The following is a 25,535-nucleotide window of genomic DNA, read 5'->3' as shown; positions in this document are numbered from 1 at the left end:
ATACTATGCGGAGTTTTTTAAGGCGTTTCTGTATGACACCTCAAATGGCAAATTCATTCGCTTAAGGTGGTCAATGGCCGCCTGTCCTAAAACACCTTTTGGTACGCCCGTTAATAAAACAAACCAATAATTAGAAATCATATTTTCCGCAAAGACATTGGCCGTTTTTTCATCGACCTTTACTTGTCTAAAACGCTTAACAATTCCATCTGTGATCACAGACATTTGATTAGTATGGAAGCCACCTTTAGCCAAGCTATCCAAAAGCACCAAACGTGAAAACTCAGCATACTCGTCATAAAAATCGAACAAGACCTGAGCCGTCTGCAAAAGATAATCAATAGGAGACGCACTGGCTTTTTGCGCCGCCGCTGCCGCGCGCAATGCAGCATCCATTTCATCAAAGAAAATATCTTTTACTAAAGAGAGTTTATCCGGGAAATGAACGAACAAAGTACCAACCGCAATGCCGGCTTTATCACTCAAATAGCGCGTACTGGTTGACTCTATTCCTTGTGTAAGAAAGGCGTGTTTTGCAATCGTTTTAATTTTGGCGCGCGTATTGGCTTTTTGCTGTTGTCGAAGACTCACCCTACATTCCCTCTGAGAAAGATATCTGAGGAGTCTAGCGTGTCTGAATTTCGATGACGAGTGGTAATTTAGCGGAGCGTACTGACACTTGGCATGGAAGAACGATGTAAGGCTTCAGACAAATCCGCCATGAAAGACTCGATACGTTCAGCGTTCACGCCATAATCCCCTCGACCAACTCGAGAGCAAGAGCGCATATCAATACGAACTTTATTTGGAGCCAACTGAGTCACTCGGATAATAACGTCATCTCTAAAGCCAAATATTGGCGTGCGCGCCGTCGCCTCAACAATGCCAGCCCCTGAGTAGGTAGCAACCACATCCCAGCCACGCTCACTGACTAATTCAGACACGGTGGCAAATACGACAGATTTGCTTTTGGTAGAAAAAAGAGGTCGAACATCTGGATAGAACTTATGCTGAATAGAGGCCCATTCGTCATTATAAGCAAGATCATTTTCTTTGGACTTTCGAATAAAATTCACATTGAGGAACGCAGGAGGAATATCAGTATCGGTCGTTATGTCGTTAATATCGGGCAGCCCGGCTCGTTGAAAATAAAAGCCAATCCACATAACACTGTATAAAAATGACACCATTAGGACGAGAATAAAAAATCGCTGCACCCCAATGTTTTTTTCCTTACGACAAGCGCCCAATGAAATCGCAGCTAGCAGAGACAAAACCAAAGACGCAAACACACTTTTGCGCAACATGGAGAAACCTGTCAACGGCTCAAAAATCCCCACTCTTACTCCGGCAATCGATATAAACGCAACACACCCGACCAGCATGAGGAGAATGTATAAAACCGGGGAGATATAACGACTCATAAACAACTCATAGTGAAAAAATAATATCTCACACCTTATCGTGACTTGATGACAACGAACAGCAGCAACAAGCCCGTTTCAACTCATTCCTTTGTATTTGCATATTTTCTGTAAGGTTTTTGATAAGAAGGATAAAAGATGTGTCTGATTTACCTTTAAAAACAAGCCGAAGGAGTCGTCAACATGATAATCCCACACCTTCAAAAAACACCCTCGAACTAGATATATTTCACGAATCATCGATAATAGCGCGACCAATCCAAGAGCCATATTTTCCATGAAGCACGAAAGCCAAAAACACTGCGTCGATCAACTGCGCGAGGCGTGTAAAGCCACATCCAAGCGCCCTTTTATCGCCAGAGGCGCCAACGCCGTACGATGCGACCACTGCTTAATGGCTGAGTTCGCCTGCTTTTGTCATCATAGAAAGGCAACGTCATCGCCTGTTGATTTTATTCTGCTCTATCACCGAGATGAGATACACAAGCCGACCAACAGCGGTAGATTAATCGCGGATCTGTTTCCCAATAACACCCAGGCTTTCCTTTGGAGCAGAACCGAGCCAAACGAGGCGCTGTTACAAACGCTCTCACAGAAACGAAACCGCTGCACTGTGCTGTTTCCAAATACAGAAACGGCGCAACGGCAAAGCCGGCCACTCAGGGCACACACTGAACTTGTCGACGCCATACAAGAGCACACTTTTATCATTCTGGACGGCACTTGGAAGCAAGCCAGCAAAATGTTTCACCAGAGCGAATGGCTAAAAAACATCCCTCACTTTGAAATCAGCAGCGAGGCTCAACGCTCTTTTTTGGTACGTCATTCAAGTCACGACATGCAATTTGCCACCGCAGAGGTCACAGCCATGTTGTTGGATGCATTAGGCTACCATTCAGAAAGCCAGCGTTTGATTAGCTATTACCAAACATTTAACCAACACTGTTTGCTCAGCCGTCATCGCGCTAACAACGAGCAAACATGAAATTAAATTACATAAAAACCAGAATACAATGCAAAAACAAGCGACACTAAGACTCTCGAAATAACAAATTAGCCCACCCATTTGAATGAAATTGTGCGGCTTGTTTCTTTTTCTTACCCACCAATACAGGACCATTATCTAAGAACAAAAACGCCTTCCAAGTACGCTGAAACACGCCCCAATTCATTTCAAATACCAGCTCATTATGGCAACAAAAAAACACGGTCGTATCCGCACCCCACGCAGAAAAATGTGCCCGCATTTCATCAGGCAAAGATGCATCGTCGCGATCCCATGCTTTTTCCCATTGAAACTTGCCGTCCGGCGCTTGAGCGCTATTCTTCTTTAACCAATCTCGGTCAGAAAAATGATCCGGATGCACCTGCTCATCACTAATATAATCACGCCACACTTGCGAGGCACGAGACTCATCTAACAAGCGAATACCTTGCAAATCTTCATCTGCCACTTTTGGGTCATTACGCTTAAAAATCCAATACTTTGAAAACTGTTCTAACGGTTGGTACAAGTGGCGCTTCCTATAGAAATATAAAGGGTGAAATAAACTAATCTAACAAGTGAAAAAGGATCGTTTGTTCAATTCCCTAAGCTTAACTAATATTTGCATTGTTGTAATAAAACAACATTTTAAAACATCAGTCAGTTAGGAGTACATTATGGATTCTCAAGAACAATACGAAGCATTACTAGCAAAATGGGGCTATGCGGACAATTCTGTCGAAAACCACGCTCGCCGTCAAAGACGTGCTCGCCGCGTAAAAGCCGTTGTATCATTCATGAAAGCAACACTGAAAAACATCAAAAAAATGAGTGCTCGACCACAACAAATCAGCCAAGCAAGCCACTAAGTCGATACAAAACATCCCATCATAATAGCGGATAAGGCTATCGTAAACAGCGTTTTTAAAGGGGAGAAAAATAATAAAACCCCTCCCTTCCTTAACCCCATTAAAATTCGTTATGATCAAACCTCACTCACAACGAAATTCTATCTATGATTTTTCCCTATAAAGCCATTATTTTCGATTGCGATGGTGTCATTGTCGACACAGAAAACATATCCAATACCATTCTGAAAACCATGTTAAGCGAATGCGGTTTAGAGCTGGATGACGACACTTTGCATGCGAAGTTTACCGGATTCACCAACCAAGAAAACTTGATCAACGCGGAAAAGCTGCTTGGGCGACCACTGCCTACCCATTTCGACGAAGAACATAGACAGCGCTTTCACGCTATTATTGACGCCGAATTGGAGCCAATAGACGGCGTTAGAGAGCTGCTAAGTAAAATTAGCGCCCCGATAGCAATGGCAACCAATGCACGCCGCAAAGAAATGAATTTCAAGCTCGACAAAATACAGCTATCTGAACGTTTCGCTACTCGGTTTTGCGTTGACGACGTGCAGCATGGCAAGCCTGCCCCTGACCTGTATTTAACCGCTGCAAATGCGTTAAATATTGATCCTAAAGATTGTTTGGTAATTGAAGACTCTATTGCGGGTATTACAGCAGGAAAAGCAGCCGGAATGCGCGTGCTTGCATTCAGCGAAACCCTTGATGAAAACATGCAAATGGCCGCGGGCGCGACCCGTTGCTTTAAAACCATGAAAGAACTAGAGGGTTTGTTAGGTCTTTAACAACCCCTCTCGCATTTGTTCAGGCAAACCAAGTGTAGTGCGCTGGTTTAATTAGACATAGCTTGTAATTGTTTTAGCAGACTCTTTGGTAAATCTTTAATCGTCAACGTACCAGTGTCAGCATCAAAGGCAATGGACTCATTCAGCAGCTCACTGTCAAAGCTGATGGTTAACGCGCGCGAACTGCCAGATAAACGCGTCAGTTTTTTCAAAGCTGCTTTTTCAACGAAGATTTCTTTTTCCATCTTGAAACTGTCAGAGTCAGCTATTTCAAGAAACTTATTTGCTTGTTCAACTGAGAATCGAGACTCAACCTGAGAGGCAATTTCTTTAATGGCTAACGGTTCACGATCCTGGGCTTTGGCCTGACAATGTTCAGAAACTACTTTTTTAAATTCATTCGCTTGCTTGGAAGGCAACCCTTCTGACTGACAAAACGCAGCAGTAAGATCCACCAATTTCCGAGTTTCTTTTGCAGCCACTTTCGGCTCATCGCAACCAATAAACTGAGTAAAATATTCACTTTCAAATTTTGGCGCACGCCCAAAACGGAAAGAAATATAGCGCCCTTCATCACCAGATTGCCATGCACTCAAATTAATGCGCAATGACATGTGTAGCTTTTCCATCTCAATCTGCTCTATTTGAGACAAACTAAGATCCGCGCCAAGGCCAATGCCTTTTTTACGCTTTAACATAACGATGTACAAAAAATGCGTATCGTGCAGTTCGTAATGATTAAACCATAACAGACCACCCTCTGCCTCTTCCACTGGCTCTAGGTATTTAAGGTATTCCGCCGCACAATCTTTAGTGAACCCGGCAAAATCGACAAAGGTATCGTTCTTAAAATGCTTAAACAACAGAGCGGGCAATTGCGCGCCCTCTTCGCTTCCTTGAGGGTTAACAAAACGCCCAGTGTTCATACCAGAACGGTTAAATAAGTTCGTTACCTGAGCGGATAATGCCTCGGCTTGCCCATCCACTGGGTTTTCATTTGGACGTGCGATCAGTATCGCCTTACGCTCGCCTTCATGTTTTTGAATTTCATGGACAATTAAGTTGCTAATAGACACCAGCTACCTCTTACGTTTAATATGGAAAATTACGGTCAAATTTTAACCCATCGACTTACAGGATAATCCCCGACTAAAACACTATGATCAAACCCAAAACCACAAAAAGAGACACACGAGAAGAACTCGAATCTCTGGTAGATCAATTTATCAAGAAAAACGGAACGATCCAGCAAATCAATATGGGCGAATCCGGCTTGATTGATGGCAAGTATAACACGAGCCACATAGGCTTTAACGAGCCAAAACAAGACCGCACACCATTAAATCATGTTGTTGCTGCGATACAACAACGAAAGCAAAACAAAACCACCACTACGCCCACTATAAAAAAGCGCCCGAAAAAGAAAGTCATATACGATGATTTCGGCGACCCTATTCGATGGGTTTGGGAAGAATAAGAAGATAAAAAGGCAGTTTCGCCTACCACTTTGAATTGCCTCAGTAATACTGCAATAATGCCTCCCTATAATTTAATCTTATTCGGGAGTTGCTATGTCCATTAAATATCTACACGCCATGATAAGAACAGACAAACCAGAAGAAAGTCACACATTTTACACTGACGGTTTAGGACTGATTCAAACAAGACGCATGGACAGCGAAAAAGGCCAATTCTCACTTATTTACTATGCAACAGAACAAGGCGCTCCAGAAGTAGAGCTAACCCACAACTGGAGTGACAGAAGCTACACTGGTGGAGACCAATTTGGTCATTTAGCGTTTGAAGTAGAAAACATTTACCAAGTCTGTGAAACATTACAATCGCTTGGAGTGACTATTTTACGTCCACCTCGCGATGGCCACATGGCATTTATAAAGGACCCTAATGGCGTCTCCATTGAGCTTCTTCAAAAAGGAGACTCTCTCGAAATCCAAGAACCTTGGGCTTCAATGGAAAACACAGGAAGCTGGTAATTACAAAAGATTACAAAAAAACCGTTTTTTTAAACAACGCTACAAAAATACGGTAGTTATCTTGATGGCTTTTTCTTAAGCTGAATAAATAACCTACTTTTATAAGGGGAAGTTCGAAGGTCATGAAGACATTCATCAAAACCATCGGTCTGATTACAGCATTATTTGCTTACGATCAGTCGCTAGCCGCAGAAAGCTTGTACGCTTCTAATGTACAGTCGCGCCTTGCTGATAGTGATAAAGATGGTGTCATTGATGCTCGCGATCTTTGCCCTGATACAACAGAAGGATCAGCTGTAGACAACTACGGCTGCCCAAATGAAAGCACCAAGCTACTCTCTATTGAACTGAATGTGCTTTTCGATTCAGGTAAATCCGACATAAAACCCCGCTTTTATACGGAATTAAAACAGTTAGCTAAATTCTTACAAGATCACCCAACAAGCAATGTGGTCATTGAAGGACACACTGACAGCAAAGGCTCGGCAGAACTTAACCGCGAATTATCACAAAGACGGGCTACCGCAATAGCGGATGTTTTGGTTGATAGTTTTAGGATCAAAGCAGACAGAGTAAAAGGCATAGGTTACGGTGAAACACGCCCTATCGCCGATAACGACACAGAAACAGGTCGAAAGCTGAACCGACGAGTGGTTGCTGAAGTCTTTGCAAAACAACAATTTGCAAATGAACGCTGGACAATCTATAGCGTAGATAAAAACAGCAGCACGGCTTTGAATAACAGAAATTAAAAACGCAAAATCGCTCACAATCTAAAAAGCCAGTCATTTTCATGATTGGCTTTTTTGCTTTCACCATGGCACACCTTCTTCACCCTCATATGTAAACGCACCATAGGGCTGTCAGTTAAACTTTCAAGCAACTCTGTTCTTTCTATTTGATACACTGTCTGAAATAACATCAACAAGAGAGAACAAGATGAAAAGCATAGGTTTTTTAGGTTTAGGCATCATGGGCAACGCCATGGCAGCCAATTTAATAAAAGCGGGATTTGATGTCACTGTGTGGAACCGCAATTCTGCAAAATGTGCTGAGCTGGTGGCATTAGGCGCACAACAAGGCGACTCCCCTAAATCCGTTGCCGCAAGTTGCGATATGACCTTCGCCATGGTGTCCGATCCAGAAGCCGCCCTAGCACTTTGCCAAGGCCCAGATGGGGTTATGGCAGGCATTGGTGATAATCGTGGTTATGTTGACATGTCTACCGTAGACGATAAAACCTCAAAAACTATTGCCGCGTCAATCACCCAAGCAGGCGGACGTTATTTAGAAGCACCTGTTTCAGGAACCAAAAGCCAGCCGAAGATGGCACACTGATTATTCTCGCCGCTGGGGATCAATCTCTTTATGACGACGCTAAGCCCGCGTTTGAGGTAATGGGTAAAATGTCACCCTACCTTGGTGACGTCGGTCAAGGTGCGAACATGAAGCTCGTCGTTAACATGATGATGGGCGGCATGCTGAGCATATTTAGCGAGGGAATGTCTTTAGGACAAAAAGCCGGTTTAGACGGTCAGCAGATTTTAGACATCGTCGATGCTGGCGCCATGGCAAATCCGATGTTTAAAGGCAAAGGAGCCATGCTGCTAAAGGAAGACTACACAACCAGTTTTCCACTAAAACACATGCAAAAAGACCTGCGCCTTGCCATTGCCCTAGGCGATCAACTGGATCAGCCTTTGCCAACCGCTGCGATTGCCAATGAAGCATTCAAACAAGCAATAAAGACAGGCTTTGCAGACGAAGACATTGCTGCGGTTTATAAAGCGATCAAATAAAAAATAAGAAATAGAGGTAGCCGAATTATACAGCTACCTTTATTGAATAAAATGCCTTACACATACTGTCCAGCACAAAACCCACTCGCCCACGCCCATTGGAAATTATAACCACCAAGCCAACCCGTCACATCGAGCACTTCACCTATAAAGTAGAGCCCTTTTTGTTTTTGCGATTCAAAGGTCTTCGAGGAGACTTCGTTAGTGTTTACGCCACCAAGAGTCACTTCGGCAGTGCGATAACCTTCTGTGCCATTAGGCGCAATGTCAAAATTGACCAGATACTGAAACAAGCTGTCGATCTGCTCGTTAGAGATTTGCGCACTGCGTTCAGTCAACCATGGGAATTCCGTTTTGATCAGTTCCACTAGCCGCTTTGGTAATAGGTTTGACAAGAAGCTTTCGTAGCTTTTTTCGGAGTGCTTTGCCGAACCTCAAGTAGCTCGTCTAACGATAAGGTTGGGGCGATATTAATCGTAAGCGCTTCGCCCGGTTGCCAAAAATTGGTTATTTGTAAAATAGATGGACCGCTAACGCCGCGGTGAGTAAATAGCATTGGCTCCTGGAAGGTAACCCCACTTGCTGTGGCGGCTATTTCGCAGGCAATACCTGACAACTCAGCCAATTGCATTTTTCGATTTGGCTGTATTGTAATTGGTACCAAACTAGCACGAGTAGGTAAAATTTCGTGTCCAACTTGTTTGGCAATGTCGTAACCAAAACCAGTTGCCCCCATGGTTGGAATCGACAACCCACCCGTGGCAACCACTAGGGATTTGCATGTAAAACTCCCTTGGTTAGTTTTGACAACGGTTTGTCCGTCTTGAAAATCAATATTATAAATTTTGGTGTTTAATTTTAATTCGGCACCAGACCATTCAAGCTCTGTCAGCAATATTTCCAGTAAATCTTTGGCAGAATGTTCGCAAAATAATTGACCGGGAGCTTTTTCAACATAATCCAGTCTGTGACGATCCACCAGATCCACAAAGTCTTGCGAAGAAAATCGTCGGAGTGCAGAAATGCAAAAATGAGGGTTGTCCGATAAGAAATGTTTCGGAGCAGCGTCCATGTTAGTAAAGTTACAACGACCTCCACCCGACATGAGAATTTTCTTACCTGCTTTATTTGCGTGATCCAACACCACCACTTTTTTACCTCGGTAGCCTGCTGTCGCTGCGCACATCAAACCCGAAGCACCCGCACCAATCACTACCACATCCACGTTATCCACAACCGACCTCACCTCTTTCTGATGGCTGCATTATAGTGGCTAGCTGATTTATTACCATCGAATAAGGCGAGTTTTGTATCAATTTCAAGCAAAATAACAATGACAGAATCTTGTCCACAGAAACCGTTAAGAAGGTTGTGGGAATCACGTTTTTTTCCTTTAAATACAACGAACTAAATAAAATCAAACATTATTTATCAAATTTCCAAAAAAACTTTTCATAGCCCATATCCAAAAATTTTTTAATAAATTGCAAACAATTTTTGAAAAAAGCACTATACAAATAAGCTGTTCGGATATACAGTACTGTATAAATAAACAGTAAATATTTTTTAAAGGATGTGAATATGATTAAGCTATTAAGCCCTTCTCGCAATATTCATAAAATTGCATTATTGGTTATTATCGCTCTGGCCATTTACGCTCCTGCTAAAGACCTTATTAAGTTTGCAGAAGCACAACTTGCAAAAGAAAGCATTCAGATTGTTGATGCTTCTTTTGGTACCAACATGCCTTGGCAAGAAGCCACTTCCTCTTATGTCAAAGTGAACCAAAATGCACAAACAAGCTTAGCTCGGTCACAAATTATTTATACAAAGCTGCGCTTTACCAATCCAACAGCGGAAACACAGACCTATCGAAAAATTTGGTTAAACTTCTCACACGCCAATGGTGATCAGGAGTACACCACCGATTACACGTTATACAACACTGAAACGCGTCAGAGACTGATCGGTCAATCAATACAATTAGGACCAAATAGCATGATAGATGTTGTGGCTGCTTATCGCTTTATTCCAAGTTACAAAAATGCATCACCAGTTAGTATGAGCGTTTCTTGGGAGGGGCAAAACCTTCTAAGAGACAAAGCATGCGAGTACAGCTTACATAATGCAGCTGGCAGTACCTTTCAATATCAATGTGGACTATGACACTGATTCTTTGTGAAGATTAAATAAATGCGCGACCCAAGTCATTGATAATCGTTTTCATTTCTAATACTATGTTTACACAAAACAATATTGGAGCCATAGAAAATGAAACGATTGTTAACCCCTGTCGCCATTTGCATCACTGGTGCGATGCTTGCAGCTTGTAGTTCATCAACTGTTAAAAATGAATCCAGCGAAGTGACCGCTGATTCAGTCGTTGTTCATTATGCCGATATTGCAGAAGCGGTATACAGTGACTCACTTACAACAGCACAAACACTTCGATCTTCAATCGACGCCTTGTTAAACAATCCTACTGAACAAACTTTAAAAGCAGCTCGTACTGCTTGGATTGCTGCTCGTGTTCCTTATCAGCAAAGCGAAGTATATCGTTTTGGTAATGCGATCGTTGACGATTGGGAAGGTAAAGTAAATGCGTGGCCATTAGATGAAGGTTTAATTGATTACGTTTCAAAAGATTCATATGGTTCAGAGTCTGACCTTAACCCACTGTATGCAGCCAATGTTATTTCCTCAAAAAGCTTGATGATCGGCGGACAAAAGGTCGACACTTCCGAGATCACTCCGGAACTGATTGCTGAAAGCCTTCAAGAAGCCGATGGCGTAGAAGCGAATGTGGCAAGTGGTTACCACGCCATTGAATTTTATTATGGGGCCAAGATCTACATGGAACCAACCCAGGAGCGGGTGAACGACCAGCCACGGATTTTGACCTAAATAACTGCACAAACGGCAACTGTGACCGTCGTCGCGACTATTTGGTTGCCGCTACAGATTTGTTAATTTCTGACTTGGAAGAAATGGCAAATAACTGGAAAGTGGGCGGTGATGCTCGTGTCGCTCTTCTTGAGCAATCACCAGAAGAAGGGCTATCGACCATTCTTACCGGTATGGGCAGCTTAGCCTACGGCGAATTAGGTGGAGAAAGAACAAAACTTGGTCTCATGCTTCATGATCCAGAAGAAGAACATGACTGTTTTTCTGACAATACTCACTGGTCTCATTATTATGACGCCAAAGGCATTAAAAACGTATATTTAGGTGAATACCATCGCGTTGATGGCAGCTGGTTAAAAGGCGCATCTTTGTCAAAATTGGTTGCAACACAAAACCCTGAGCTTGATTCAGAAATGCAGCAAAAGCTAAACAACACAGAAGCCGCCGCTCAGGCAATGGTTGATGCTGCTAGCCAAGGCCAAACGTTTGATGTTCTTATTGCTATGAACAACACGAAAGGCAACCAGCTTATCCAAACATTTGTTGATTCCTTGGTTGATGAAACACGCACTACAGAATCTATTATTCATCAGCTAGACCTGCAAGGTATCGCACTTGAAGGCTCTGATAGTTTAGATAACCCAAGTGCCGTATTTGAATAAGCTCAATCGTTAAATAATAATTACATAAATGAGCAGCAAGGAAGTCAGTGTCATTTAGTCAGTTAATGGTATTTGTCTACTTATGACAGAAAATTTGAGAAATGGTTTTTTTTTCGTAGCTGGCGTTTTCGCCAGCTTTTTTTGTTTTCAGAATACAGTCTTCGCCAGTGATTTTTCGACACCACTTAGCAATCTATCTAACAACGAAAAATTTGAGTTTTATATTGGTGAAAATGTTTTCAAAAAATTTTGGGTTCCATCTCCTCTTCAACTACTGCCAGTGATGGATTAGGCCCGCTATTTAATACCCGCTCTTGTAATAACTGCCACATCAACAACGGGCGAGGCCATGCGCCAGAAGCCAATATAAATGGCATTAGCGTTCCCTCTTTTCTGATTCGTTTAGGAAAGTCGTACCCAAATCAAAATACGCCTTCCAACCATGTTTATCCCCATATTGGCGATAAAACATATGGCCATCAGTTTCAAAGCCAAAGCACAACGGGAATTTCACCAGAAGGCGATTACTATCTGACCTATCAAACACATACTGAAGTGTTAAGCGACGGAACCAAGATAGAATTGCGCAAACCCCAACTTCACTGGCGCACTTTGCATTATGGTAACTTTGAAGAAAGCACTGGATTTACCATGCTTGCTTCGCCAGCTCTCGTTGGTATGGGGCTATTAGACAGCATTCCGGATAAATCAATTCTGGCGAATGCCGACCCCAATGACAGCAACAATGATGGCATTAGTGGACGTGTAAATTGGTTAGACGAAGAACAAACCGTTATTGGACGCTTCGGCTATAAAGCGTCTGTTGAAACGGTGGATCAACAGAACCAGTCCGCATTTCATACAGATCTTGGCTTGTCCACTCCTCTTAACCCAACCGCTTCGGGGGACTGCACTTCCCGCCAACGTGATTGTTTAAATAGCCCGAATGGTAATAGTTCGCACTTAGATAATTTAGAAGTGGATGAACAACAAATGAGATTGGTCGATCTATTTGTGTCATTATCATCGCCACCAGCCATGCGGAATCTTAAGACGACAGCATTTCTGGAAGGCAAACGCGTGTTCGATGCGGCTGGCTGCGCTGGATGTCATACACCAAAAATGAAGACGGGAAATGACTCCCCTTTGAAGGCATTAAATAACCGTACATTTTATCCCTTTACCGATCTACTTTTGCACGATATGGGGCCTGAACTCGCCAGTGGCTTCCCCAGTTTTTCGGCTTCACCCAGTGAGTGGAGAACCGCCTCATTGTGGGGATTAGGGTTATCGGAACAGATCTCTGGTCGCTCAGGCTTTTTGCACGATGGCCGAGCAAGAAACATAGAAGAAGCCATTTTATGGCATGGCGGCGAGGCAACCTCAAGTCAACGACATTTCAAAGCATTAACACGCGAGAACAGACAAAAACTCATCTTTTTTTTGGAGTCACTTTAAATGAAATATGCACCTAAACTGATGGCTTTGGCAATTAGCGCCACGGCCCCTTTATTTGCTTCTGCCGGCCAATGGGCTGGCCCTCTTGATGGTATGGTGAATAATGTTGTTAAGCAGGGTTACGAATCATACTCTGAGTCCTCTAAAACATTACAGCAAAGCACGCATGCGCTTTGCTCTGCCCCTTCCGAAAAAACACTAAAATCGGCACAAGATGCTTTCCAAGCAAACGCCTTAGACTGGCAACAAGTGCAATGGTTAAACTTTGGTCCTGTCACCTATTTCATGCGCTATTACGCATTTGAATACTGGCCTGATAAAAAAGGCGTGACTCAACGACAGTTAAGAGCATTAGTTCAAGGTGATCATGCCGTCATGGAAGCCAAAAAGTTTTGGACTTCTGCCAGTATTGCAGTTCGAGGACTAACCGCCATCGAAAGCCTACTTTACCACCCAGACTTTGAGCCAGTGCATTCTGCAGACCATTGTCACCTTTTAGAAAAAGTCACCGCGCACCACCTTGAAAGCGCTAATGCTGTATCAGAGCAATGGAAACAAGGAACCGCCCAAGATTGGGTCTTTGATGAAGAAGGAACTGGCTTTGATCCAGAGAAAGTCGCATTAGAGCTATTTTTGCAGCAGTGGATAGAACACATGTCCGCGGTAAAAGACTCCAAATTAGAAACACCGATTGGTTACAATAGTCGAGAAAACTTAAAGCTTGCTGAATTTTATCGAAGCGATTTATCACTTCGATCCATTCAAAAGAACCTTCAAACTTACCGACGAATGTATCATGCAGGTTCGCCATCCCTGTATGACATAGCAAAACAAAACAATCCAGAATTGGCTACGCAGTTTGATGAGCAATTGTCACAGAATATAAAGTTGGCATTGCAATTACCAAGCGATTTTTTCCACACAAACTACACACAAGAAAATAGGATTACCCTAGCAAAGCCTTTGGTTAAATCCATTTCGAACAGCCAATCCTACTTGGCCAGCATGGTCACCCAACTTGGCTTCCAAATTGGATTCAACAGCAGAGATGGGGACTAATCATGCTATCAAGACGGTCTTTTCTCACGCTAACCGGCGCAGCACTCACTGTGCCATCGTGGGCATCGATAACACTGCAAAAAAACGGCACTCAACTCTATGCTTCTGCGTATTCGACTAACAAACAAGAACACTACTTTGGTTTATTTGATGAAACTGGCAGCGTGATCTGGAATACCCAACTTCCAGCACGTGCGCATGCCCCCGTTGTGCACCCTAGTCAAAGTATTGTAGGAATAGTCGCAAGACGACCTGGTTTCTTTATGGACTTTTTTGACGTTTCAACACATCAAACAGTCTTGCGTATAGAACCCGCGAAGGACCATCATTTTTATGGGCACGCTGTGTTTACCGACACAGGTGATCGGCTTATCACTCAAGAAAACCACTACCCTTCAGGGCAGGGTAAAATCTTCATTCGCGAATGGCCTAGCGGAAAAATACTGCATTCTTTTAGCAGCAATGGTATTGGCCCTCACGAATCGGTTTTGTTTAATAAAAATACATTGATTATTGCTAACGGTGGCCTAAAGACTCACCCCAACGAAGATCGAAAAATTTTAAACTTGGACACAATGAAACCTAACGTGACGTACTTAGATATAAATGACGGGAGGGTCTTACATCAAGCGGCTAACAGCGAAGACTTACATCAATTAAGTATTCGTCACCTTGATGTTAATCAACAGGGCATCGTAGCTCTTGGTTTTCAATATCAAGGTGAAATATGGGATCAAGTACCCCTTGTTGCGTTATCTCGTTATGGACAAAATGAGTTGGAATATCTTCCAATTCCTGAACAAGTGAGAGTGCGTTTTAAACAATATTGCGGCAGCGTTTGCTTTGATAAATCAGGAGAAATCCTTGCTATCAGCACACCAAAAGGAGGCTTGGTTGCATACTGGCATGTCAATTCAAAGACCTTTATAGGCGTTGAAAACTGTCGTGATGTGTGTGGAGTAGTTGCAACGACTGAGTCGCATGAGTTTTTACTTACCAGTGGCACAGGTACTCAACTTAGAAGCAACCCTGTGCAAAACACAACCACCACGATCAAAAATCAAACAAATCTACACTGGGATAACCATTTGCGACAAATAACCACGTGAATTTTTCAACTAAATGAAAATCTAACGTAGTCAACCTAAAGCTTTTTAGGTAATGTTTATTACGAGCCGCAAATAACTGCGGCTTCTTTTTTCTTATAATGAAGTTAATTGATGTTTATTGATTTCCTTAAAAAATATTTTTTTGTAGATTCTCATTCTTCGTTTGGAGAAGACGAAAAGACATTTCAACAAAGCGCCTTACGAATCTTACTCGCGCTTACCATCAGTATTTTTGCCATATCAGAGCTACATTCTCTGCTTACACAGAGTGATCTTGTTCTGCTTGGCGCCAATAGCGTTTACCTTGTCTTGTTAGTGGGCTTGTTAGCATTAAGTCACCGCCATACAAAAGTTTCTGCCGTCTTGTTTCTTACCGCTCTTGTTACAACCAGTTTTCTGCTACTCACCCTGAGCAATGAACCGTACGCAGAAAAGTACGCACTGGTTTCTTTGTATTCATTGCCACTGATTACTCGTCTGCTATTCAGCTTTAAAGCATCACTAGCGGCCATGGCCATTAACATCTTTCCATTTTGTCTGATGGCAATAAATAGCTCCGACTTTGGTCAAATAGACACGTCCTCTTTTTACTTTCAGCTACTGACCTTTGTGACGTTAAACATAGGGCTGCCGCTGGCGGTCTCCAAAATCATTCAGACACTCGAAAACAACGCCTCTCACATGAAGCTACTGTATAAGAAGCTCAACAATAACTACGCCATGTATGAAGAGTTTTTTGAAAACACAGGCACACCAACGTTATTGTGTGATCAGCGTGGCAAAATTTTAAAGGCCAACCAATTGGCACGTGACTTATTGACCGATTCTGGGCAGCACAATTTTACAGACAGCAGAATCGTAGATTGGCTTACTCCCGCCAACGATACGAAAGGCTTATTTTGGCAATCTAACTTAGCGGAATGCACATTAAAACAGCGAGCAGAGGTACACATACAAATTCGTAGAGTCGCTCTTAATCAACATGGTCATTATGCGCTTCACCTACAAAACAACACGCAGTTACACGCCATCCAGCAAGAGCTCGAAAGCACACAAGAAACCAATAATCGACTCGCACGCTTAGATCTTTTGACCCTTTTGCCAAATCATAGGCACTTTTGTTGTCAGATAAATCAACGTATAGCAGAGCAAGATCAGCACTTAACGGGCGCAATGTTTATTATTCGCATCAGTCAGTTCAAATTGCTTAATAAGCAATACGGAAAAGACAGCGCCAACAAAGTGATTCTAAATTTTTCGAAAACACTCCAGAAGAAACTTTCTGAACAAGCCATTATTGGCCGTTTACGCGGGGTTAAATTTGCCTGTTTCGTACCATTGGGTCAGACTTACCTAATCCAGAAAAATTTATCGACGCTTATTCGCTCTGTACTTCCTAGCCAAGTAACCGTAGATGGCAGTCGATTAAACATGGATTATCAGGTCGGCATCGCCTACTACCATACCGATGGGAAATCGGCCGAAGAACTGCTTGAACACTGTGAAATGGCATTAGAGTATTCAACCAGCACTGACCGTTTTTCATACTACAATCATAGCCTTGAAAATAAACTTATCGAAGAACATAAGTTAGGGCTAAAACTCAGCTCAGCCATTAAAAATAAAGAGATCAAGATTTGGCTTCAGCCTCAGGTGTCACCCAATGGCCAAATTTGCTCTTTCGAAGCGTTAGCAAGATGGCAAAATAATGGCACATTTGTTCCTCCTACCAGTTTTATTAAAATCGCAGAAAAACTCGGCTTACTGCCTCTATTGGCTGAAAACTTAGTAAGAGAGCTTGTGGCAACGCTCACAGTCTGGCACGAAGAGCATATCTACACCCCAATTGCCTTTAATTTAGCCGGCCAAGAATTAATGAATGACGCGTTCTTTGCATTGTTAATGTCATTAATTGCTGACAACCCATGGCTAGCAAGCATGCTTGAGTTAGAAATAACAGAAACAAGCCCTGTAATGACTCACCCACTGATACACAAACGCTTAAGAAGCTTGTCTCAATATGGTTACTCTATTGCTATTGACGATTTTGGTACCGGTCAAGCCTCCCTCGGACAGTTAATCGACATTCCAGCTAACATCCTAAAAATTGATCGTCGCTTTGTGTCCCCCCTACCAGAAGACCAACGACATATAGACATAGTAAAATCCACCATACAGTTAGCCGACTCTCTTGGCATGAAAGTCATCGCAGAAGGCATCGAAACTAAAGAACAAGCCAACCTTCTTACTGCTTTAGGCTGCCAAACACTGCAAGGCTATTATTTTGGTAAACCTTCCCCACTTACCGACTGGACTGCAAAAGACAACGCGAAAGCCAAAGAGCTGCGCATGGTGTATTAAGACACAAAAAAGCCAGAGTTCATTATGAACTCTGGCTTTTTATCAGGATTGGTCAGACCATTAACAGTGATGAAGCTTAAAACGCCATATTCATTGCAAGAGAAACAACATTGGCTGATGATTCGTAATCGGCATCTAGCTTACCACGAGAAGCATCCTCTCCAGTCCCATCACGACTGACTGATACATCTTCGATCATCACATGAGTAAACGCGAATGTCGCTGAAGTCATGTCATTAAAGTCATAGGTTGCACCAACCGAAATCCATTTACGGTCACCGTCTGGTGTGCGTGCTGAACGATATTCATCGGTAACAGGGGAATTATCCATTGCCACACCCGTGCGTAACGTTAACTTGTCTGAATAAGCGTAGGTTAAGCCCGCAGAATACATCCACTGATCTTCAAAGCCGAAAGTAAGTACCGAATCTGGCTGATCACTATCAAAATCAATTCGAAGCTCATCCATAGCCCCCCAACCTGTTCTTATAGCAGTAAAACCTATAACCAACTTAGACGTTAAGTCTTGCTCAACACTTAAAGTTAACACTGAAGGAAACGTTATAGAATCACTCACACTTGTATTTATTAAATCATACCCGGGAGTTAAGGTTGAACTTCCATTAATAACCGCTACATTGGTATATTTAACGTCGCCTTTAAAGTCAAAGTCCACTTCACTTCGATAGCCTAAGCCAATACGAGTTCCTTCTCTTGGTTCTAGTGCGATACCAAAACTATAACCATAACCAGTAGCATCAGCTTCAATATAGCCATTACCTTCAGTTGATGATGCACTTGCTACACCCACCTGAGAACCAAGAACTACGTCCGCCTGATGAAGCTGCACACTGGCACCTATAGAAACCCAATTATTTAATCGATGAGCCAATGCGAAACTTAATGCTATATCTTGGATGCCAGTTTCGGTCGCATGAAAGCGTCCAGACCATTCATCACCATAATCACCGGACAAACCAAATGGTACATTTAGTGACATACCCACTACTGTCTTATCTGATATAGGCTTAGCAAAATATATAGAGGGAACCAAAGTGCTATCAACCGAATCATTGTTTGTATCTGAACCTAATGAATTAGTCGCAGCATCAGATGCAGAATTTACTGTTACATCCATGCTCGGCATGACATAAGCACCCGATACATAGACGGTCGTTTCTTTCGCATTCACAAATAAAGCAGGGTTCCAAAAGCTCGCTGAGATGTCTTCGTTTGATGCGGCTACGCCCGCTAACGCTTTACCAGACGCGGTCGCACTGTGGTCATTTAAAGCAAAACCAGCCGAATAAGCTGACGACGCCGCCGCCACGGAAACCGCGACAAGGCTTACTTTAAATAAGGATTTTGAAGGTGTGGTCATAATAGGCTCCATTGTTATTTTTATTGGGACTTATGTTTTTTATACGTTATATCAATTATACGCCTCAAGTATAGAAGCACATAACCTGATATTACCAGTAAGTATGTCTTACGCAATACCATATTTGTAAATCATTGCATCAAAATAAAAAAGGATGAACACCTCCACAACGAGATGTTCATCCTAAAATGATGGCAACGCAAACCACCGGTTTACTCACCCATCAAAACGCCATTTAATGACTGCCCTACTGTATGTAGCCAAATAACCTTGGTAAATACAGCGCTAAAGGCGACCAATAGGTTGTTACCAACATCACAGGTAAAGCTGCAAAAAACATAAAGAACAAAGCCGGTTTCATAACCTGACTCATCCCCACCTTACCAATTCGACAAGTCATGAATAAAATCGGCGCCATCGGAGGGCTGTTGCAGCCAATCACAACACTCGTGCCAACAATGGCTGCGAACTGTATCGGGTCAACACCAATACTAACCATCACAGGAAGTAGTAAGGGGCTAATTATCGCCACCACACTGACGTCATCCATAATCATACCGAGCAATATCAAAAAAACATTCACGATCAACAAGATCACTAATTTGTTCTGGAACATGTCCATTAAGAACTCTGTCAGCTCTTGTGGAACACGCTCAAACGTCAAGATGCGGCTCGAAACAAAGGAAAACAGTAAAATAACCATAATCACACCGGTTGTTGCAGCAGCACCAACCAAACACTGCACCAATGCTTTGAAGCTTAGTTCGCGATACACAAACAAGCCGACAGGAATGGCATACACAACGGCAATAGCCGCCGCTTCCGTCGGGGTGAAAACCCCGCCATAAATCCCCCCTAAAATGATAACTGGTAGCATTAAGGCGGGTATGGCCTTCCAAAAACTCTTATTAATGAGATCCGTGCGTTGTTTAAAGGTTAGTTTTATCGTCTCACCTGGCGCATTGCGCATTTTTATCCAGTTCAAAAAGCACAGCATGATAATCAGCAAAATACCGGGGCCAATCGTCGCCAAAAAGCACGCAGCAACCGATTGACGTGTGACAACTGCATAAAGAATCATCGTTAGACTTGGAGGAATCAATAACCCCAGCAAAGACGAAATCCCTAATAACGCACTGGTGTATTCTCGTTTGTAGCCATGTTTTTCCATTGGATCAATCATGATGGTCCCAATGGAAGCGACAGCAGCAGAAGCCGTTCCAGAAATCGCACCGAATACACCGCACGCCACCACCATGGAAGACCCCATTCCGGTTCTGGACTTACCGACCAACGACTCAACAAAATGCACCAAACGAGAAGCCATGCCTCCCGCCTGCATCAAGTAACCCGTCATAACAAATAACGGTAACGCTAACAAAATAATAGAGTTAACAGACCAAAAACCGGTTGTCATCAAAGATGAAACATCAACGTCATAAACAATAGATAAAACTAGTGTCATGGCAGCAAACGAATAAACAACCGGAACGCCGATCATCATTAATACAATTACCGCGGCGATGGCTAATAGAGCGCCCATAATTTTCCCCAATCGTCATTAAACGTTAATAAATTTCTGAAAATCTTTGATAAAGTCACGAACAAGATAAAACACCAGCGCAACGCTACCAACAAACAAACTACTTTGTGAAAGATACCAAGGAAGCTTAAACACCGGCGTAATTTGAGACTTTTTAACAGACCAGGCTAACAGCTCGTAACTCCATGACACAAAATACAACGCCATAACAAACGATATAACGGTTGCTAAGATACTCATTCCTGCAATCATCTTTTTGTTCTTAAACAAGACGGATACAAAATCAGCAGTAAGATGAGAGCGATCTTTGGCTGCCAATACAGCCCCCATTAAATACAACCACATAGCCGAAATCAGCACGAGCTCTTCCAGCCCAAATACAGGGGTATCTAATATTGATCGGCTAAAGACACCCCAAGCCAGCATGAAAGCAACAGCAAAACTTAAACTCACAACGATAGGTGTGACTACCAGAGTGATTAACTTATCAATCACCTCAATAAGGCGGTTTAGAGAAAGCATAAAAACCTCGGATACAGCAGGTAGGAGGCAACTAAGCAGGGTTTACTGCTTAGTTGCCTTAACGCGAGAACAGGATTCGTTACACTAAATTACTGAGGGACAGAGGCATTAGCGCGAATTTTGTTCATGATGTCCTTACCGAGAGACTCTTCTGCGATAGGCCAAACTTCCGCACGCACCTTTTTCACCCATACACGCATCTCATCAGTGCTCGGCTCTATATACTGCATGCCAGCTTCTTTTGCCTTTTTGATCCACTTCTCGTCTTCCAGTTTAGCGTCAACAAATTGCTTGTTAATCACTTCATCTGCCGCGTTTTCGATAATGGCTTTATCAAATGCATCCAGCTCTTCCCATGTTTCATCGTTCATTAACATGGCATAAGATGAAAAGTTATGCTTGGTGTGTACGTAGTAATCTAATTGATCACGGAAGTACTCATAATCCCAGTAAATAACATTACTAGAATCACCATCCACGACCCCAGTTTGAATGGATGTGTATACTTCACTCCAGTCAATAGGAACGGCTTGAAAGCCCATCGCTTGAATGGTTTGAGGAAGAGGAAAAACGGGAGCAGAACGGACTTTTAGCCCTTGCTCTACCGCCTGATCATAATTGGTTGCGTATTTACCTTTTGTAGCAACCCCACCAAACCCCTCTGGATAAGGCCCAAAATACTTAAGGCCAATGTCTTTATATAACGGACCAAAAATGGCTTTTAACCAACCACCTTCACCGTAGGCTTTCAATGCGTCATCCCAACCTAATGTGAGGTATGGAATATAATTAACGCCTAATCGTTCGTCGTAAGATGTTTGAGGCCAAGTTAACATCATATCGATGTTGCCTTTTACTAGCTGATCAAACAATTCTTGCTGACCACCCAACTCGCCTTGATAGAAAATATTTACTTTCATTCGGCCGTCAGATTTTTCACTAATCAAATCGGCCCACATTTGCATAGATTTACCAGAAGCTGAGTCTCTATCACCAGACTCTAAGGCCAAATTAAATTTATGAGTATCATTACTCGCATAAGCCGACCCCATCGCGCTTACAGCCAATGTGGAGGTTATGGCAATCAGTTTTGCATATTTCAAACCTACATTTAGTGCATTATTCATAGTGTCCAGTTCCTTTATTTTAAGCGTTGAAATATTACCTTCACGCTTTCTTGTTAAACTTATTCTGGATTTACAGAATATGGTTTGCGCTCCTGATGCGTCCAATAATATATTCGGCCATCAAACCATAACTTGACGTCATCGATAACGTCACACTCCTCCTATTTAGACAAAAAAAAGCCGTCACAATATGTAACGGCTAAAAGCCCATTCAAAATGAGTACAAGCACCAGAAGGTGCATCGACCTAGCCTCACATCATGTCATTACAACTCAATGCCAGAAAGCCACTCTTTCCACTTGAGCGTAGCGTTCGCTCCCACCGACAGAAAAGGCTCAGGAGGCAGACGCTTAGGCGCTTGATAAATTAGAAACTCATTCAGTAATTCGGTGTCTCCGAGTACCGCTTTGTCAACCGCCATCATGCCAGACAACATGCCTTTCACTGTACCCAGTCCATTCTGACAACAGGCCGACCAGACCCTATTTTCTATCTCGCCAAAAGCCGGAACAGAGTTGTAAGTCAAACACAAGCGTCCTCCCCAGCGGTATTCCATATCTACCCCTTTCAGCATCGGGAAACGCCGTGCAAATGACCGGTCTTGTAACCTTGCTGCGTCTTTTAAATTCCCTTCTGATGCTTCCATTGATTGATTCAACGTCGCGTGGTTCCGCACCACAATACGATGCCCAGATCCAGCATGATCTGATATTTTACGAATTGTGCTCCCCATAGGATCAGCAGGTAACACGCCCCAGTTTTCGATTCCACCTAACGCTTTTAATTCGTGATTTTTGAGTGCTCTCGTCATCGATGAATAGGTAAAAATATGCAATAAAGACTGCTTGAAAAAACCGAAAGATTGGATGTGACCATTTACGGCCATAATCACATTTTTAGCCCTCACAACCCCATTCGCACAGATCAATGTATGCACATCGTCATTAAGCGTCATTTCAACAACCGGCGAACATTCGTAAACCTGAACTCCCTCAGAAACCAAACCTTTATACGCCGAATGAATATAACCAGCAGGCTGAATCATTGCCGTTCTGGCCGTCCTCAAACCTTTACGATAAAACTCTGTACCCAACAAGGAATGCAGATCATCTGCCCCTAATAATTCATAGGGTTCCCCTAACGCCGTTAAATGTCTCGCATAGGTTTCAATACTGCGATAGCCTCGGTCAGTGGCGGAAGCCGTAATCTTGCCCGAACGACTGAATAACGCTTTGTCCATACCATATTGCTGAGCGATGCTCTCTGCCATTGTAATCGCCTCTCGATTCAAACGAATCTGGCGAAGATCTTGTTCTTTAGAACCCGCATAGGTATCAGAATTCAGCTCATGCGGAAGGTCCAACATAAAACCGCTATTGCGTCCGGCTGGGCCTTGAGCGATGCCCCGCGCTTCAATCACCGCTATACGCTCTTTACTTCCCAATAACTGCAATAATCGTTTTGCCGCACCTAGCCCCGCAAAACCACCACCCACAATCACCCAATCGACTTCGATATCCGTATCCAAAGCAGGGAATGAAGATTTATCCTTGTAGATTTCATTCCACCCTGCAGGACCAGGATCTTTAGGTAGACGCTTTGTCTTTATTGTTTTGACCATAATGAGTACCACATCACAAAAGCCATAAGCCGCACCAAGGCACGGCCGACATAAACCAGGCGTCACTGAATTGGACGCCCGTGGGCAATGCTCTAATTGGAGTGATCGTTCAAATCAATCCAAATAGTTTTCAGTTCGGTGTATTGATCATGTGCATGAATCGAATTATCTCGACCACCAAATCCAGAAAGTTTGTACCCACCAAATGGCGTCGAAATATCACCTTCGCCAAAACAGTTCACCGTAACCGTTCCAGCCTTAATCATACGAGCCGCTTTGATAGCACGCTTGGAATTGGCCGTGAAAACTGACGCTGCCAGACCATATTCAGTATCATTTGCCACCGCCATTGCTTCTTCAAAGCTAGCCACGGTAATCACAGAAAGAATGGGGCCAAAAATTTCTTCTTGCGCCATACGATCACTGTTCTTAACGCCCGCAAAAATAGTAGGCTCTATATATCGACCATCGATGGCATTGCCACCAATAACAGTGTCATAACCTTCTTCTTTACCCAGCGCCAAATATTCACTTACTTTATTAAAATGGCCTTGATCAATCATAGGGCCAAGGTTGTTTTCAGGGTTAAGAGGATCCCCTAAACGCCAATCAGCAGAATACGTTTTGATGCGTTCAAGTAATGCATCTTTGATTCCTTCTTGAACAATTAAACGAGACCCAGCAGAACAGTTTTCACCCATATTCCAAAAGGCAGCAGCACAAACTTGCTCCGCAACGTAATCAAGATCTTCTGCGTCATCGAGTACGACACATGGATTTTTACCACCCAACTCCAAAACCATTTTTTTCAAATTGGATTCAGCGGAATACTGTAAAAAGCGACGTCCTGTTATGGTAGAGCCTGTAAAGGTCACCATATCCACATCCATATGTCGTCCAATGGACTCCCCGACTGCGACACCGCCACCCGTGATCACGTTTAAAACCCCCGCAGGAAAGCCTGCTTCGGAGGCTAGTTCAGCAATTCTGATCGCAGTCAATGACGTTTGTTTCGCGGGTTTCACCACCATAGAACATCCGGCGGCCAAAGCAGGGGCAATTTTCCACGCCAACATCAGCAATGGAAAGTTCCATGGAAGAACGGCGCCCACAACACCAACGGCTTCACGAACAACCATCGACATTGCGCCGGAACCAACAGGAGCGGTTTGATCATAAATCTTATCAATCAACTCAGCATGCCAACGCACTGTATGCACAAACTCAGGTATATCAATGGATTCACAATCACAGATAGGCTTACCTGAATCTAAACTCTCCATTACCGCAAGTTCGTGTTTATTTTTCTCAACCAAGTCGCAAAAAGCTAATAAAATTCCTTTGCGCTCATTTGGATGAATTTCACTCCAAACCCCTGAAGCAAAAGCATTTTTAGCTGAAGCGACAGCATAATCTACATCAACCGATTGGCAGGCGGTGATATTAGCCAACGCATCGCCTGTGGCTGGATTAGTGGATGTAAATGTTTCCCCACTCAGCGCTTGATAAGATTTACCGTTAATAAAGCTACTAGTGGGCAGTACCAAATTTTGGGCAATGTTTTGATATTCTGATGTTGTTAAAAAATCTGACATGTTCCTTTCCTACTTTTTTATGTTTTGTATGCCAAAAAACGCGGTGAAAGCGCTAGGCGATGATTTCAGAGATCTCTTTTTTCAAATGAACAATAACGTGCTCAAGAGCCTCTTTCTCATCTTGCTCAAGTCCCATCAATGGCGAACGAACCACACCAGCATTGCGACCATCAAAAGTCACGCCATGCTTAACACTTTGAATAAACTTACCGCCTTGTTCCAAAACACTCATAAGCGGCATCATTGCAGTCATGATTTTACGGCCTTTATTAAAATCATTTTCAATGACACATGCGTTGTAAAGCGCGATATGCTCTTTCGGTAAAAAGTT

At 43.0% G+C, this 25,535-nt stretch carries 24 protein-coding genes and 2 pseudogenes; 14 read left to right on the top strand and 12 right to left on the bottom strand.

What is annotated here, in order from left to right; genetic code table 11:
* Nucleotides 1-3 precede the first annotated feature (3 nt).
* Both N5P32_RS14710 and N5P32_RS14705 read right to left on the bottom strand, forming a co-directional pair.
* A complete protein-coding gene (locus N5P32_RS14710) occupies nucleotides 4-591 on the bottom strand; it encodes a TetR/AcrR family transcriptional regulator (RefSeq protein ID WP_265729781.1) in 588 nt (195 codons plus the stop codon).
* A 68-nt stretch (nucleotides 592-659) separates the two neighbouring features.
* Nucleotides 660-1,424 (bottom strand): DUF1499 domain-containing protein, encoded by a 765-nt coding sequence (locus N5P32_RS14705; protein ID WP_265729780.1) that lies wholly within the window; start codon nucleotides 1,422-1,424, stop codon nucleotides 660-662.
* Nucleotides 1,425-1,701: 277 nt separating this feature from the next.
* Between N5P32_RS14705 and N5P32_RS14700 the strand changes: the two genes are divergently transcribed.
* Entirely contained in the window at nucleotides 1,702-2,409 is a 708-nt protein-coding gene (locus N5P32_RS14700) for a tRNA-uridine aminocarboxypropyltransferase (protein ID WP_265729779.1), read from the top strand.
* A 46-nt stretch (nucleotides 2,410-2,455) separates the two neighbouring features.
* Here N5P32_RS14700 and N5P32_RS14695 read toward each other — a convergent pair whose 3' ends face one another.
* Entirely contained in the window at nucleotides 2,456-2,938 is a 483-nt protein-coding gene (locus N5P32_RS14695) for a DUF2947 family protein (protein ID WP_265729778.1), read from the bottom strand.
* A 148-nt stretch (nucleotides 2,939-3,086) separates the two neighbouring features.
* Here N5P32_RS14695 and N5P32_RS14690 point away from each other — a divergent pair, with 148 nt between their 5' ends.
* Both N5P32_RS14690 and N5P32_RS14685 read left to right on the top strand, forming a co-directional pair.
* The gene (locus tag N5P32_RS14690; protein ID WP_265729777.1) at nucleotides 3,087-3,278 is read left to right on the top strand and encodes a hypothetical protein; all 192 of its coding nucleotides are present in this window, start codon (nucleotides 3,087-3,089) and stop codon (nucleotides 3,276-3,278) included.
* A gap of 146 nt (nucleotides 3,279-3,424) precedes the next feature.
* Entirely contained in the window at nucleotides 3,425-4,069 is a 645-nt protein-coding gene (locus N5P32_RS14685; protein WP_265729776.1) for an HAD family hydrolase, read from the top strand.
* Nucleotides 4,070-4,116: 47 nt separating this feature from the next.
* Here N5P32_RS14685 and N5P32_RS14680 read toward each other — a convergent pair whose 3' ends face one another.
* On the bottom strand, nucleotides 4,117-5,145 hold the full coding sequence (locus N5P32_RS14680; protein WP_265729775.1) for a nucleoid-associated protein: 1,029 nt from the start codon (nucleotides 5,143-5,145) through the stop codon (nucleotides 4,117-4,119).
* 83 nt (nucleotides 5,146-5,228) lie between these two features.
* On the opposite strand from N5P32_RS14680, the gene N5P32_RS14675 reads away from it, so the two are divergent.
* The 5 genes from N5P32_RS14675 (at nucleotide 5,229) to N5P32_RS14655 (ending at nucleotide 7,862) form a co-directional block, all read left to right on the top strand.
* Nucleotides 5,229-5,546, top strand: coding sequence for a hypothetical protein (locus N5P32_RS14675; RefSeq protein ID WP_265729774.1), 318 nt, complete (start codon nucleotides 5,229-5,231; stop codon nucleotides 5,544-5,546).
* Between the two features lie 94 nt (nucleotides 5,547-5,640).
* Nucleotides 5,641-6,063 carry a VOC family protein gene (locus tag N5P32_RS14670; RefSeq protein ID WP_265729773.1) on the top strand — a complete coding sequence of 141 codons (423 nt, stop codon included), beginning with the start codon at nucleotides 5,641-5,643 and terminating at the stop codon, nucleotides 6,061-6,063.
* 122 nt (nucleotides 6,064-6,185) lie between these two features.
* Nucleotides 6,186-6,815: an OmpA family protein gene (locus N5P32_RS14665; RefSeq protein ID WP_265729772.1), complete on the top strand. Its 630-nt coding sequence runs from the start codon at nucleotides 6,186-6,188 to the stop codon at nucleotides 6,813-6,815.
* A gap of 187 nt (nucleotides 6,816-7,002) precedes the next feature.
* On the top strand, nucleotides 7,003-7,401 hold the full coding sequence (locus N5P32_RS14660; RefSeq protein ID WP_265729771.1) for an NAD(P)-dependent oxidoreductase: 399 nt from the start codon (nucleotides 7,003-7,005) through the stop codon (nucleotides 7,399-7,401).
* Between the two features lie 107 nt (nucleotides 7,402-7,508).
* Complete coding sequence (locus tag N5P32_RS14655; protein ID WP_265729770.1) at nucleotides 7,509-7,862, top strand: NAD-binding protein; 354 nt, start codon at nucleotides 7,509-7,511, stop codon at nucleotides 7,860-7,862.
* 56 nt (nucleotides 7,863-7,918) lie between these two features.
* On the opposite strand, the pseudogene N5P32_RS14650 reads toward N5P32_RS14655, so the two are convergent.
* Nucleotides 7,919-9,048 (bottom strand): annotated as a pseudogene (locus tag N5P32_RS14650) (NAD(P)/FAD-dependent oxidoreductase).
* 395 nt (nucleotides 9,049-9,443) lie between these two features.
* Here N5P32_RS14650 and N5P32_RS14645 point away from each other — a divergent pair.
* From N5P32_RS14645 to N5P32_RS14620, 6 genes and pseudogenes are all read left to right on the top strand, one after another.
* Nucleotides 9,444-10,028: a hypothetical protein gene (locus tag N5P32_RS14645; RefSeq protein WP_265729769.1), complete on the top strand. Its 585-nt coding sequence runs from the start codon at nucleotides 9,444-9,446 to the stop codon at nucleotides 10,026-10,028.
* A 105-nt stretch (nucleotides 10,029-10,133) separates the two neighbouring features.
* A pseudogene (locus N5P32_RS14640) lies at nucleotides 10,134-11,428 on the top strand (imelysin family protein).
* A 249-nt stretch (nucleotides 11,429-11,677) separates the two neighbouring features.
* Nucleotides 11,678-12,886, top strand: coding sequence for a di-heme oxidoreductase family protein (locus tag N5P32_RS14635; RefSeq protein WP_265729768.1), 1,209 nt, complete (start codon nucleotides 11,678-11,680; stop codon nucleotides 12,884-12,886).
* Entirely contained in the window at nucleotides 12,887-13,945 is a 1,059-nt protein-coding gene (locus tag N5P32_RS14630; RefSeq protein WP_265729767.1) for an imelysin family protein, read from the top strand.
* 2 nt (nucleotides 13,946-13,947) lie between these two features.
* The gene (locus tag N5P32_RS14625) at nucleotides 13,948-15,054 is read left to right on the top strand and encodes a DUF1513 domain-containing protein (protein WP_265729766.1); all 1,107 of its coding nucleotides are present in this window, start codon (nucleotides 13,948-13,950) and stop codon (nucleotides 15,052-15,054) included.
* 111 nt (nucleotides 15,055-15,165) lie between these two features.
* Complete coding sequence (locus tag N5P32_RS14620) at nucleotides 15,166-17,415, top strand: GGDEF domain-containing phosphodiesterase (RefSeq protein WP_265729840.1); 2,250 nt, start codon at nucleotides 15,166-15,168, stop codon at nucleotides 17,413-17,415.
* Between the two features lie 76 nt (nucleotides 17,416-17,491).
* On the opposite strand, the gene N5P32_RS14615 is transcribed toward N5P32_RS14620, so the two are convergent.
* The 7 genes from N5P32_RS14615 to N5P32_RS14585 form a co-directional block, all read right to left on the bottom strand.
* Nucleotides 17,492-18,796, bottom strand: a complete 1,305-nt coding sequence (locus N5P32_RS14615) for an OmpP1/FadL family transporter (RefSeq protein WP_265729765.1) — start codon at nucleotides 18,794-18,796, stop codon at nucleotides 17,492-17,494.
* A gap of 247 nt (nucleotides 18,797-19,043) precedes the next feature.
* Nucleotides 19,044-20,339, bottom strand: coding sequence for a TRAP transporter large permease (locus tag N5P32_RS14610; RefSeq protein WP_265729764.1), 1,296 nt, complete (start codon nucleotides 20,337-20,339; stop codon nucleotides 19,044-19,046).
* 18 nt (nucleotides 20,340-20,357) lie between these two features.
* Nucleotides 20,358-20,861 (bottom strand): TRAP transporter small permease, encoded by a 504-nt coding sequence (locus N5P32_RS14605; protein WP_265729763.1) that lies wholly within the window; start codon nucleotides 20,859-20,861, stop codon nucleotides 20,358-20,360.
* 89 nt (nucleotides 20,862-20,950) lie between these two features.
* Nucleotides 20,951-21,988, bottom strand: coding sequence for a TRAP transporter substrate-binding protein DctP (gene dctP, locus N5P32_RS14600; protein WP_265729762.1), 1,038 nt, complete (start codon nucleotides 21,986-21,988; stop codon nucleotides 20,951-20,953).
* Between the two features lie 265 nt (nucleotides 21,989-22,253).
* Nucleotides 22,254-23,609 carry an NAD(P)/FAD-dependent oxidoreductase gene (locus tag N5P32_RS14595; RefSeq protein ID WP_265729761.1) on the bottom strand — a complete coding sequence of 452 codons (1,356 nt, stop codon included), beginning with the start codon at nucleotides 23,607-23,609 and terminating at the stop codon, nucleotides 22,254-22,256.
* A 92-nt stretch (nucleotides 23,610-23,701) separates the two neighbouring features.
* Nucleotides 23,702-25,204: an aldehyde dehydrogenase gene (locus tag N5P32_RS14590; protein WP_265729760.1), complete on the bottom strand. Its 1,503-nt coding sequence runs from the start codon at nucleotides 25,202-25,204 to the stop codon at nucleotides 23,702-23,704.
* Between the two features lie 52 nt (nucleotides 25,205-25,256).
* Nucleotides 25,257-25,535, bottom strand: a 279-nt coding sequence (locus N5P32_RS14585) for a dihydrodipicolinate synthase family protein (protein WP_409371112.1), incomplete at its 5' end; no start/stop codon positions are given.

This window comes from Marinomonas pontica (assembly GCF_026191375.1).
Taxonomy (GTDB): domain Bacteria; phylum Pseudomonadota; class Gammaproteobacteria; order Pseudomonadales; family Marinomonadaceae; genus Marinomonas; species Marinomonas pontica.
The sequence above is the reverse complement of the archived record's forward strand: the minus strand, read 5'-3'. Positions and strand labels throughout refer to the sequence as shown.